We start from the raw sequence: 12,752 nt of genomic DNA, 5'->3' as shown, positions 1-12,752 counted from the left end.
GTTATCGCCGTCGGATCACGCCGGACCACTGAAGATGGTGGATGAGGTCCCAGACTTTCCCTGGACCGTACGGCTGACCATAATAGATCACGAGCGAACGGATTGAATTCCCATTGCAGTGGACCGGCATCGCCTCAATTTGTGTGAGAGGCTTTCCATGAAACGGTTTAAAAACATCCTGCTGGTGTATCCATGCAATGATCGGGCGTTTGAGCGTGCCGCTTCGCTGGCGAAGACCAATCATGCAAAGCTGACCTTGCTGCGTGTGGAACGCGAGCTGACTGGAACCCAGCTGATCACGTCGTCCGGAAGTCCTGCGTTAAAACTGCAGGATCTGGTCATCAAGGAATATCAGTCGCAACTGAAAGCGGTTATTGCGGCGGTGAAGAAAGAGGGCGTTCGGGTCTCGGCCAAGGTCGTGGTCGGAACTCCGTTCTTGGAGATCATTCGCGCCGTGATCAGCGAACAGCATGATCTGGTGATGATGTCTGCCGAAGGCAAAGGCGGCCTAAAAGAACGCCTATTCGGCAGCACGTCACTGCACCTGATGCGTAAATGTCCCTGTCCCGTATGGGTGATGAAACCGACCCAGCGGAAGCCGTTTCTGCGGATCATGGCGGCGGTGGATCCCGATCCTGCGGAAAACAGTAGGGATGCACTGAACGCGTTGATTCTGCAGCTTGCCGCCTCGATGGCAGAGAAAGACGGCGCGGAGTTGCACATCGTTCATGCTTGGACGTTATTCGGAGAATCGATCATGCAGGGACGAGCACGAATGACGGAGTCAGAGATTGGCGGGTACATTCAAGAGGAGTCAGAGCGGCATCAGGCACTTTTGGATGCCTTGGTAGAGAAACACACGGACGGTGCGGCACAGGTTCACATGGTCAAAGGAATTGCCTCGTCCGTCATCCCTGAAATGGCAAAGGCCAAAAAGGTCGACTTGCTGGTGATGGGAACGGTGTGCCGGACCGGCATTCCCGGTTTCTTCATCGGGAATACCGCAGAAAAGATACTCGATGAAGTCGACTGTTCCGTGTTGACCGTCAAACCAGCGACGTTTCAGTCGCCGGTGACGTTCGACTGATCGATCGACAAAGACCTCCCCGGAGTGCGCGATTGGGATCTGGAAACGTCTTTTACGAGTTTGCATTATTGCTGGCGGCAGCCGGTGTTCTGGGCTTTGTTGCGCATTGGCTCAAACAACCGCTGATCGTCGCCTTCATCGCGGTTGGAATTATGGTCGGACCGGCGGGCTTGAAATGGGTTTCCATCGGCAGCGAGATCGACCTGCTGGCGAAGACTGGCATTGCACTGTTGCTGTTCACGGTAGGCTTAAAGCTGGACTTGAACGTGATTCGCACGATGGGGCCCGTGTCGCTAGCCACCGGCTTGGGGCAAGTCACATTCACGTCGGTGATTGGCTACTTGCTCTGCCTTGTCATGGGGTTTTCGCATCTGGCCTCGCTCTACGTGGCCGTTGCGTTGACGTTCTCCAGCACGATCATCATCGTCAAATTGTTGTCTGACAAACGCGAGATTGACTCGTTGCATGGACGCATTGCCATCGGTTTTTTGATCGTCCAAGACTTGGTGGTCGTGCTTGTGATGATCGCGCTGACCGCGTTCGGGGCCAGCACCGGTGTCCACTGGGTGCAGGGCATCTCGTTGGTCATTATTAAAGGGATCGGTTTGCTGGTCGCCGTCGGTCTACTGATGCGTTACGTGCTGCCGAAGCTGTATCATCATGCAGCTCGTTCGGCCGAGTTACTGACGACGCTGGCGATCGGGTGGGCGGTCACGCTGGCGGCGATCGGTGATTGGCTGGGGTTTAGCAAAGAAGTCGGTGCGTTCTTAGCAGGCGTGTCGCTTGCTGGGTTGCCGCACCGGGAAGCTCTCGGGTCGCGTCTGGTAGGCTTACGCGACTTCTTGCTGTTGTTCTTCTTTGTCGATCTAGGTGCCCATCTGAAACTCAGTTTGCTCGGATCGCAGCTGCTGCCGTCGCTGGCTCTATCGTTGTTCGTGCTGGTCGGCAATCCGCTGATCGTGATCATCATTATGGGACGGATGGGGTACCGAAAACGAACGGGCTTCCTGGCCGGATTGACGGTCGCCCAGATCAGCGAGTTTTCGTTGATGCTTGGTGCATTGGGAAAAGACCTCGGGCATATTTCCGGTGAAGTCTTGGGGCTGATCACACTTGTGGGCTTGATCACGATCACACTGTCTACCTACCTGATTCTCTACTCTCACCCGCTGTATGACTGGCTTGCCCCCTTCATGTCCTGGTCCGAAAAGAAGAATCCGTTTCGCGAAGTTGAACTGGAAACGACCGTCGAGCCATCGCGAGGCTTTGACACGATCGTGTTTGGCCTGGGACGTTTTGGGAATCATCTTTCTCGCGAACTGACCGAGCGAGGGCAACGTGTGTTGGGAGTCGACTTCGATCCTGATGTGGTGCATCGGCTCCGCGAGTCGGGACAATCGGTCGTCTACGGCGATGCGGAAGACCCCGAGTTTGCATCGACGCTGCCGCTCTCACACGCGCGTTGGGTGGTCAGTTCGGTGCCACAGGTTTCGGTGAATCTTGCCTTGCTACACGCGCTCTCACGTTACGGCTATACCGGATCGGTCGCCGCAACCGCGCACAACGAACGTGACGCTGCTACATTAAGAAACGTAGGAGTCCATTTGATCCTGTTGCCATTCGCGGACGCCGCCAAAGAAGCCATCGACCAGCTCGGCGAAAGGTCTCCAATGTTCGAAAAACGCGATCTCCCCTCGGGACATGCTCCATGAAAGCCTTATTCGCGTCGGATGGTTCGTGGCAGGCCAAAGCGGCTGCACTTTTCTTGCGTCAGCTCAAGATGAGAGGCCAACTGCAGCTTGCAATCCTAACGGTTTCCATGCCTCCCGAGCTGACCGTTCATGGAAACATTCAGAATCCGGAATGGGAAGATCAGGAAAAGGCGTTTGTTACGAAACATCATGCTGAATTGGAGGAGCTGTTTTCGAGTCAGTGCGGCGACGAATTATCGAAACTGCACCAGACGGGAAACTCGGCTCACGAGATCCTGGAGGTGTCCAAACAAATCGCTGCCGACTTGATCGTGATGGGCGCTGTGGGACACTCGATGGTTAGCAGAATGCTACTGGGGAGTGTTTCCGATCGCGTTGCGACGCATGCGAAATGCTCCGTGCTTGTGGTTAGGCCTCAGACCGATACGGACACCTCGCCAATCCGTCCTGTGAAAAAGATCACCGTTGCGTATGACGGATCCGTCGCCTCACGCGAGGCGATCAATGAATTGAAAACGATGGGATGGGCCGAACAGAGCGAGGTAGAAATTGTTACTGTTGTCCCTACATTCGATGACTTGATGGGTGACGGCACCACCGCTGCGGTGTTAAAAGACGAACAAGTTTTGCTCGAGCGAATGCGTGATGACGCGGAACAGATATCGAGCCAGCTCGCCAAGACGATCCCAAAAACACGTGCAAGGTGCATCCGAGGCCAGCACGCGGGAGACTCCATCGTCGACTTTGCTGAGCAGAACCATAGCGACCTAATCATTGTCGGTGATGCAGGGCACGGTCGAGTCCACGATTGGCTGATTGGCAGCACAACCAAATACGTGCTACGCCACTCTCACTGCAGTGTGTGGCTTTCGCGCCAGCATCGGACCTAACGCCTAGGTCAGTTGCCTGCAAACTAAAAAGACCAGACTCGACATTCGAGCGGAATCGACGACTGAACGCGGGCTTCATTCCACACGTGGCGTGAGCCGGTGTGCGGTTCCAGACCACAACGGCCCAGCAAGTCAGCTTTGAGTGTGCAGCTTTGCACGTCATGACTAATCGGTCCCGCAAGTCTCTGACAAATTGTTCCAGCAATGTGGGCCTGCGTTCATGTCCGGCTCGGAGACAGCTCTCTTTTCGCTTTTCCATTTGGACTTTCACAGCGTCGCCACAATCAGCATCGGCACGCAGAAACGCCACTTGATTTATTGGACGAACGTATTCATTGCCGTCTTTGACGATGTTGCGATTCATCCTGGCTTTCTCAGCCAAAAGGTCGACGTCTTGCCAAAGATTCAGCAAGTTGGCCTGAATGCAAAAGGAAATGCAAAGGAATACAAAACTGGAAGAGTCGAATCGCAGGACGGACAAGTGATTGGCGCGGCGTTTGCCAGTTGTTCGCTGGTCGATCGTCGCTTGAGAAGAGCCTGGGAAGAGCCCTAATTGGAGTCCAACGTTGAAAATCACATTCCTGGGCGCTAATCGAAACGTGACCGGTTCACGCTATTGTCTGGAAGCATGCGACAAGAAGATCATGATTGATTGTGGCATGGTCCAAGAACGCGATTTTCTGTCGCGAAATTGGGACGCCTGTCCAATCCCTGCTAGCAGTTTCGATGCCTTGGTGGTCACACATGCTCACATCGACCACATCGGGCTCGTTCCCAAATTAGTCGCGGATGGTTTCCGAGGCCGAATCTTTGCAACAAGGCCGACCGTCGCGCTAGCCGATGTGATGCTCAAAGATTCAGCAAAGATTCAAGCCGAAGACGCGAAATACAAGCGGCGACGTCATCGCAAGGAAGGACGCACCGGACCGCACGAGGTAGTGCCTCTCTATACAGACAAGAATGTTGAGAAAGCGATTCAGCTCTTTCGCGGAGTCGACTATCGAGTTCCCACTGAAATCGTGCCCGGCATCACCGTGACTTGGCACGATGCAGGGCACATCCTTGGATCGGCTTCACTAGAAATCCGAGTCCAAGAGTCAGACCTCGAGCGAACGATCCTCTTTTCGGGAGATTTGGGACAACACGACAAACCGCTGATTCATGATCCCACCTATTTTCGACACGCCGACTATGTCGTGATGGAATCGACTTACGGCGACCGCGACCACGAAGCTCGCGGCAACGTCGAAGAACAGCTTGAAACGATTGTCAACGACACCATTAAGCGTGGCGGTAATCTGGTGATTCCCGTTTTCGCCGTCGAACGGGCTCAAGAGATGATGTACTTCCTGAGTCGCTTGGTCCACAAGAATCGCATCCCCAACGTCCCTGTCTTTCTCGATAGCCCGATGGCTTATGACGTCACGAATATCTTTCGCCGATTCACCAGTTGGCTGGATGATGAAACCGTGCGGGCAGTGGAGTGCGACGAACCGCCGCTTCACTTTCCCGGTTTGACTATGACGCGAACGGCCGACGAATCAAAATCGATCAACCACCTCAAGAAGCCCTGTATCATCATGGCGCCGGCAGGAATGTGTAACGCGGGGCGGATCAAACATCATCTGAGAAGTAACATTCGTCGCCCCGAATCCACCATCCTGTTCGTCGGTTTTCAGGCCGAAGGAACATTGGGACGCCGGCTTCTGTCAGGCGAAAAAGAAGTCCGCATTCACGGTCGTCAGTACACCGTGGACGCCAAGATCCAGCAGGTCTTCGGATTGTCGGGGCACGCTGACCGCACGGGATTGCTGCAGTGGCTGAATCACTTCGAGCAACCACCACGAAAGGTGTTTTTGACTCACGGAGAGGAAAGTTCCGCACTCGCACTGAAACGCAGCATCCAAACGCGGTTCGGATTTGATGTTTCCGTTCCCTCGTACGCCGAAGTACACGAGTTCAATGATCAGGGGCCCAGCCTTGTCGACACCAGCCAACCGAATGCGGTCGCTGTCACAAGAATGCCAATCAGCGATACCCAGGAAAGCGAAGCCGCTCATGAAGCGGCCACTGAACCGGTAAAAGTTGACGAGGTTTTCCCAGTCGGCCCGGAGGACCCTGACTTGGAATTCCTCGACAGCTCGTCCCGTCGTCCGATCAGCTTTCTGCATGAAGACCCATGGCGAGTGCTGCGAATTCAAAGCGACCTAATTCAAGGCATCGAGATCATGACACGTGCCTTGGAGGGTCGACGTCGATCGGTGGCCGTGTTTGGAAGCGCACGATTACCCGAGAGCGACCCTTCCTACCAACTCGCCCATCAAACATGTCAGCGATTGGGTGAACGAGGGTTCGCGATTATTACCGGCGGCGGCCCCGGAATCATGGAGGCGAGCAACCGTGGTGCGCGAGACGCCGGCAGCCCATCGATTGGTCTGAACATCGAATTGCCGCACGAACAGACATTGAATCCCTACTGCGACGCGTCCTACACCTGCCGTTACTTCTTCGTCCGCAAGATGATGTTCGCCAAATACGCACGCGGCTTCCTCATCTTCCCAGGCGGATTCGGCACGTTCGACGAATTCTTTGAGTCACTGACTTTGATCCAAACTGGCAAGCTGGCGCAGTTCCCCGTGGTTCTAGTGGGCAGCAAGTTTTGGCGGCCCATCGTCGATTGGTTACAAACCACCGTGCTAGAGAAAGGTTGCATCGACCATCACGATGTTCAACGATTCCAAGTCATGGATGATCCCGAGGAAATCGCCCGCTGGCTCGACCAAACCATTGACGGACAGGGAGCATCCTCCAAAACTTAGCCACGTGCTTACCTCTGGTTAAATTTCATACTTCCACCGGCGAGTAAACGCAGCGTCGCCAGCTGTAATTACGAACCGCGATTCCAGACCAACTTTTCCAGCCCGATGACGAAAATCAATGAAGACCGTTGTTTTCAGTACGAAGTCCTATGATCGCGAGTTTCTCAGTGTTGCCGCGGCACCATTGGGACACGAACTCACCTTCCTCGAGCCGCGTTTGACATCCGAAACGGTGCAACTGGCAAATGGTCACCAGGCTGTCTGTGTCTTTGTGAACGATCAACTCGACGCGGCAGTGCTTCGCTCGCTTGCCCAGCGAGGCGTACGAGTCGTTGCCTTGAGATGCGCTGGCTTCAACAACGTCGACCTCCCGACAGCTCGCGAACTGGGTATCAAGGTGGTCCGCGTCCCCGCTTACTCGCCGCACGCGGTGGCCGAGCATACGGTCGGTTTGATCCTGACGCTAAATCGAAAAATCCATCGTGCTTATGCTCGGGTCCGCGACGGCAATTTTTATCTCGGTGGGTTATTAGGCTTTGATCTCTGCGGTCGCACGGTGGGAGTGATCGGCACAGGGCAGATTGGTGCCGTATTTGCAAAGATTATGTCGGGGTTTGGTTGCCGGCTACTGGGTTATGACGAGTACCCCAATGCAAACTGTCGCGAACTTGGCATGGAATATTGCGACCTGTCCAAACTATTCGCCGAGTCAGATATCATCTCGCTGCACTGCCCGCTGACGCCAGAGACGCATCATTTGATCGACGCCCAGTCAATTGCAAATATGAGAAACGGCGTGATGATCATCAACACCAGTCGCGGTGCCGTGATTGACACGCAAGCAGTCGTTGATGGATTAAAGAGCGGAAAGATTGGCCATCTCGGCCTCGATGTCTATGAGGAAGAAGCTGATTTCTTCTTCGAAGACTTATCCAATGAAGTCATCCCCGATGACACCCTGTCTCGACTGTTGACTTTCCCGAACGTCATCATCACCGGTCACCAAGCCTTCTTTACGCAAGAAGCATTGCAGTGCATTGCTGAAACCACGCTGCAAAACATCACCGACATCGAACGTGTCGGCAGTAGCAAAAATGAAGTCGCCGGAGAACATTCACAACGCTAGCGACGAAACCAGATGCCCAACACACTCCGATGGTGAGACACTGGTCGCCATTCGATGCTGATTTACGATGACGCGTTCGAGCCACGCCAGGGTGCCCAGCGTCGACCGCCCCTGATGGGGACGTGTTGGCATCGGCGGATGCGATTGACAGCTGCAGCGGGATCAATCGACGAAATCCGAAACTCTTGGCGAGTTTCGCTACGGGGAGGGGGAAACCTGCGGGGGGCCTCGTGTTCTCGGGCACTGGGCGCAAATTGTAGCCATGGTTAAACTTGATTCAAAGTTAGCCGCAGCTAATTCTCGTTGTGTGCCTCGCCGATAAGTTTATATTAGGCGGCTGTCTAAAACTGCTGTTTGCTGCTGCACCGCCTCGGAGCCTGACCTGTTGTGAAACATTCCCTATTTCTGATCTGCTTTCTATGCCTGATTGCCTCGGGTTGCAACGGCTCGAAAGGCAACACGTCGCAAACGGACACAAATCGGCAAACGGCAACCGTGGATCCCGATTCACCGATTGCCGTCACGACGACGGTCGGGATGGTGGCCGACTTGGTCCGCACCGTCGGCGGCGACCGCGTCAACGTCACGCAAATCTGTGGCTCAGGTGTGGACCCACACCTCTACAAGGCGACTCGCGACGACGTTGCAACGATGATGCGAGCCGACGTGATCTTCTATTCTGGTTTGATGCTGGAAGGAAAGATGACCGATACGCTGATCAAGATGGCGCGGAACAAGCCTGTGGTCGCGGTCACCGAAGCCATCGATCAGGCATCACTTCTAGAACCCGATGATTTCGCCGGTCACTACGATCCGCACGTCTGGATGGATGTATCGGCTTGGTCGAAGTGCGTGACGGTGATCGCAGACGAACTGGCCGCGATTGATCCCCCGTCAGCACCCGCATACCAAGAACGTGCGGCGAAATTGCGTGAGCAACTGAGCGAACTGGACGCCTACGGAAAGCGGGTGATCGCGACGATCCCCAAGGATAGCCGCATCCTGGTGACGTCACACGACGCGTTCAATTACTTCGGTCGCGCCTATGATTTGGAAGTGATCGGAGTGCAAGGCATCTCGACGGAATCGGAAGCGGGACTGCAACAGATCAATGAACTGGTCGACTTGCTGGTCAACAAAAAAGTAAAATCCGTGTTCGTCGAAAGCAGCGTGCCGCGAAAGAACATCGACTCGTTAGTCGAAGGGGCTCAATCACGAGGCCACGAGGTTAACGTCGGTGACAAAGAGTTATTCAGCGACGCAATGGGATCACCCGGTACCTATGAGGGCACCTATATCGGAATGCTCGACCACAACATTACCTTGGTCGCTCGCGGTTTGGGTGGCGAGGCCCCCGAGAAAGGTTTTCAAGGTAAACTGAGCCCATGAGTCAAGCCGCAGCAACGCCGAAACCAGGAAATACACAAGCATCGATTGCATTGTCAGTCGATGATTTGACAGTCGCTTATCACCGCAAACCAGTGATTTGGGATGTCGGTTTCGATTTGCCCGCCGGCTCGCTGATCGGCGTCGTGGGCCCTAATGGGGCGGGCAAAAGTACGCTGCTAAAAGCGGTCATGGATTTGGTGCCGGTCGCATCGGGCCGCGTCAAAGTCTTTGGCGATTCCTACCGTCGCAATCGAAACCGCGTTGGCTATGTACCCCAGCGAGAAAGTGTCGATTGGGATTTCCCGGTCGACGCCTTAGACGTGGTCGCAATGGGGCTGTACAGCAAAATCGGATGGTGCCTGCCAGTCCGCAAGAAACATCGCGATGCGGCCATGGAAGCGCTCGACCGAGTCGGAATCGCTGACCTCGCACGCCGTCAAATCAGTCAATTGTCGGGCGGCCAACAACAGCGAACGTTTCTAGCGAGAGCACTCGTTCAGGACGCGGATCTGTATCTGATGGACGAACCATTCGCCGCAGTCGACGCGTCCACGGAAAAGGCAATTGTCGAGATCCTGCGTGAATTGAAATCACGCGGCAAGACGGCTGTTGTGATCCACCACGACTTGCAAACCGTGCCCGAGTATTTTGACTACGTGGTGCTGCTGAACATGCGGGTCGTTGCCCACGGGGCGGTCCTCGACACGTTTACCCCCGAAAATCTGAACAAGACCTACGGGGGACGATTGACATTGTTGGATGAAGTCAGCGAGGCGATGCGACGCCGGGAGCGATCGCTGTGAGCCGGATCGCGTTGTTCCTGCTGTTCGTTTGCGTCACTGCATTTGCGGCGCCGACACAAACGTCTGCACAATCGATCACTGATCGACGCGTCCAGTGGCCCAGCGGCGAGCAGTGGCGCCGAGTCGTACTGCTGGAAGACTACAACACTCGCGTCGTGATCTTCGGTGTCGCAGTGCTGGGAGTGGCCGCGGGTTTGGTGGGCAGCTTCACGCTACTGCGAAAGCGTGCTCTGCTGGGCGATGCCCTCTCGCACGCCAGTTTGCCGGGGATCGCAGTGGCGTTTATGGTTGCCAGCTTTATGGGATTGGACGGCAAGACGCTGCCGATTTTGTTGTTCGGCGCGACTGTCTCTGGTTTGCTCGGCGTCGGTTTGGTAGTGGTGATACAACGCCAGACACGATTAAAAGAAGACGCGGGATTAGGGATCGCACTGAGTGTCTTCTTCGGTGCGGGGATGGCTCTATTGGGTGTCGTTCAGCAAATGGACACCGGGCATGCTGCAGGACTCGAAAGTTTCATCTACGGCAAAACCGCATCGATGAACGCATACGACGCGAGACTGATCGCCGCCGTTTCGTGCTTCGCGACCCTCGGTTGCTTGCTGCTGTTTAAAGAATTCAAACTTCTCTGCTTTGACGAGAATTTTGCCGGATCTCGGGGCATGCCTGTCGTGCTGTTGGACATGACGTTGATGGCACTGGTGGTGCTCGTGACCATCGTGGGATTGCAAGCGGTGGGCTTGATTCTGATGGTCGCGCTGATGGTGATTCCCGCGGCGGCGGGGCGTTTTTGGAGCGAAAAAATGTGGGCCGTCGCTGGGTTGGCGGCGCTACTTGGTGGCATTGGCGGAATCGTTGGTGCGGCGTCCAGTGCTCTTTTCCCGCGTCTGCCCTCGGGTGCCATGATCGTATTGACCTGCACCGCGTTGTTCCTGTTCAGCATGATGTTTGGGACCGCGCGCGGAGTGCTGGTGCGTTTGCTACGGCGATACAACTTGAACCGCCGCGTGCGAAAACAGCATTTACTACGAGGTATCTACGAATTGTTGGAGTCCAAACCGGCTAGCAAGCAGGCCAAGCGTAAAACGGCCGTGGGGATGGAGCAATTGCTTTCGATTCGCAGTTGGTCGAGAGCCCAGTTGCGGCGAACGATTTCCCAAGCAGAACGCGACCAATATTTAGTACGACAAAATAACACGGTACGCCTAACTCAATCGGGTTATACTGAAGCCGCGCGATTGACGCGTCAGCACCGATTGTGGGAACTGTATCTGATCACCTATGCGGAAGTGGCCCCCGGCCGCGTCGACCGTGACGCGGACGATATCGAACACGTCCTTGAGCCCGAGTTGGTTGACGAGCTCGAAGCGTTGCTTGACCAAGAACCGGTACAGATTCCAGTGCCGGTCAGTCCGCACGCCGCGATCAGTGAAGCGTCTGATTCACGGAGGCTGCGTCCATGAATTGGAACTGGCAACTGGACGGTTGGATTGTGGTGGCGGGGATGCTTTGCGCGATCGCATCGGCACTGCTGGGAAATTTTCTGGTGCTGCGTCGATTGAGCATGCTGGGCGATGCGGTTTCGCACGCCATTTTGCCAGGACTGGCGGTCGCATTTTTCATCAGCAACAGCCGCAGCAGTTTGCCGATGTTTCTCGGCGCGGTAATCGTCGGTGTATTGACGGCGTTGTTTACTGAGTGGATTCGCGGTGTGGGCAAGGTGGACGAAGGGGCGTCGATGGGCGTCGTTTTCACGTCACTTTTTGCACTAGGATTGATCATGATCGTCCAGGCAGCCGACCGCGTCGATTTGGACGCGGGCTGTGTGCTGTATGGTGCAATCGAACTGACGCCGCTAGATCGTATTGAACTTTTCGGCTTCGATATTCCGCGAGCGGTGGCAGTGCTATTTGGCGTGACGATCGTGAACCTATTGTTCGTCGTCATCTTTTTCAAAGAATTGAAACTGACCGCGTTCGATCCGTCGCTGGCGACATCGATGGGATTTTCGGCCACGGTGATGCACTACGCCTTAATGGTGTTGGTGGCGGTGACGGCGGTGGCGAGTTTCGAAAGCGTCGGCAACATTCTGGTCGTTGCAATGTTTATCGTCCCCCCAGCGACTGCGTTTTTGTTGACCGATCGGCTGGGCAGAATGATAGTGTTGTCAAGCATTATTGCGGTGATTGGTGCGGCCAGCGGACATGTCGCCGCCGTGGTAGTTCCCACTTGGTTTGGTTACCGCAGCACGACGACTGCAGGCATGATGGCGGTGATGGTCGGTGTGTTTTTCGTAATCGCGTTACTGTTTGCGCCACGCCAAGGATTGGTCGTCCGCTGGATTCGAAACCGCGCACTGTCATTGCAAATTTTGCGAGATGACATCGTGGCCTACCTGTATCGGCAACAAGAGCGATCCGAATTGGTGGCCAACCGACTTTCGGCAAACGAACGTGAACTTGCCGACGAACTGTTTGCCAATCGATTGCAACTTCGCATGGCGTTATTAACGTTGTGGCGACGTAACGAGTTGGCTCTTGACGATAACGGCTACTGCTTGACCGACAATGGCCGGCAACATGCTCGCGAGCTTGTTCGTTCGCATCGCTTGTGGGAACAATACTTGGTTTCCGAAGTGAGTTTGGATGCGACGCGAATCCATGACAAGGCTGAGCGACTCGAACACTTTACGGACCGCCAATTGCGTGACCAATTGTGCGACGCCACCGAATCGCCATCGCGAGACCCACACGGCAGCGAAATCCCGCCTGAGCAAGAGTGAAAAGGTGTGGCTGGGCAAGGTGGCTGTTTTTGTCCACGTCACGAAACATCAGTAGTGGACGAGGCAACGAATCCCGTGCGGCTTGATTCGGCGAGTAGACTCGGGGCCTCGTGCAGTACGGTAGAAATGCGAGGGGCTCGTGGC

General features: G+C 55.1%; 10 protein-coding genes. All 10 read left to right on the top strand.

All coding sequences use genetic code 11. The features are described from left to right. Positions 1 to 157 precede the first annotated feature (157 nt). The 10 genes from SH528x_RS02075 to SH528x_RS02030 all read left to right on the top strand — a co-directional run bounded on the left by SH528x_RS02075 (position 158) and on the right by SH528x_RS02030 (position 12,608). Positions 158 to 1,087 carry a universal stress protein gene (locus tag SH528x_RS02075; RefSeq protein ID WP_442508880.1) on the top strand — a complete coding sequence of 310 codons (930 nt, stop codon included), beginning with the start codon at positions 158 to 160 and terminating at the stop codon, positions 1,085 to 1,087. 32 nt (positions 1,088 to 1,119) lie between these two features. After that, positions 1,120 to 2,799, top strand: a complete 1,680-nt coding sequence (locus SH528x_RS02070; RefSeq protein WP_442508879.1) for a cation:proton antiporter — start codon at positions 1,120 to 1,122, stop codon at positions 2,797 to 2,799. Beyond that, entirely contained in the window at positions 2,796 to 3,689 is an 894-nt protein-coding gene (locus SH528x_RS02065; RefSeq protein ID WP_442508878.1) for a universal stress protein, read from the top strand. Before SH528x_RS02070 ends, SH528x_RS02065 begins: the two co-directional genes overlap by 4 nt. A 220-nt stretch (positions 3,690 to 3,909) precedes the next feature. After that, positions 3,910 to 4,242: a hypothetical protein gene (locus SH528x_RS02060; protein ID WP_442508877.1), complete on the top strand. Its 333-nt coding sequence runs from the start codon at positions 3,910 to 3,912 to the stop codon at positions 4,240 to 4,242. A gap of 13 nt (positions 4,243 to 4,255) precedes the next feature. Then, on the top strand, positions 4,256 to 6,508 hold the full coding sequence (locus SH528x_RS02055; RefSeq protein WP_442508876.1) for a TIGR00730 family Rossman fold protein: 2,253 nt from the start codon (positions 4,256 to 4,258) through the stop codon (positions 6,506 to 6,508). Positions 6,509 to 6,626: 118 nt separating this feature from the next. Continuing rightward, positions 6,627 to 7,634 carry a 2-hydroxyacid dehydrogenase gene (locus SH528x_RS02050; protein ID WP_442508875.1) on the top strand — a complete coding sequence of 336 codons (1,008 nt, stop codon included), beginning with the start codon at positions 6,627 to 6,629 and terminating at the stop codon, positions 7,632 to 7,634. A 387-nt stretch (positions 7,635 to 8,021) separates the two neighbouring features. Next, positions 8,022 to 9,023, top strand: coding sequence for a metal ABC transporter solute-binding protein, Zn/Mn family (locus SH528x_RS02045; RefSeq protein WP_442508874.1), 1,002 nt, complete (start codon positions 8,022 to 8,024; stop codon positions 9,021 to 9,023). Then, entirely contained in the window at positions 9,020 to 9,826 is an 807-nt protein-coding gene (locus SH528x_RS02040; RefSeq protein WP_442508873.1) for a metal ABC transporter ATP-binding protein, read from the top strand. Before SH528x_RS02045 ends, SH528x_RS02040 begins: the two co-directional genes overlap by 4 nt. Further along, entirely contained in the window at positions 9,823 to 11,289 is a 1,467-nt protein-coding gene (locus SH528x_RS02035; protein WP_442508872.1) for a metal ABC transporter permease, read from the top strand. The genes SH528x_RS02040 and SH528x_RS02035 overlap by 4 nt, the downstream gene beginning before the upstream one ends. Beyond that, positions 11,286 to 12,608 carry a metal ABC transporter permease gene (locus SH528x_RS02030; RefSeq protein ID WP_442508871.1) on the top strand — a complete coding sequence of 441 codons (1,323 nt, stop codon included), beginning with the start codon at positions 11,286 to 11,288 and terminating at the stop codon, positions 12,606 to 12,608. The genes SH528x_RS02035 and SH528x_RS02030 overlap by 4 nt, the downstream gene beginning before the upstream one ends. Positions 12,609 to 12,752: the final 144 nt, after the last annotated feature.

Source organism: Novipirellula methanifontis (assembly GCF_052161655.1).
Taxonomy (GTDB): domain Bacteria; phylum Planctomycetota; class Planctomycetia; order Pirellulales; family Pirellulaceae; genus Novipirellula.
Note: the sequence above shows the minus strand (reverse complement) of the source record. Positions and strands in the feature narration are given on the sequence as shown.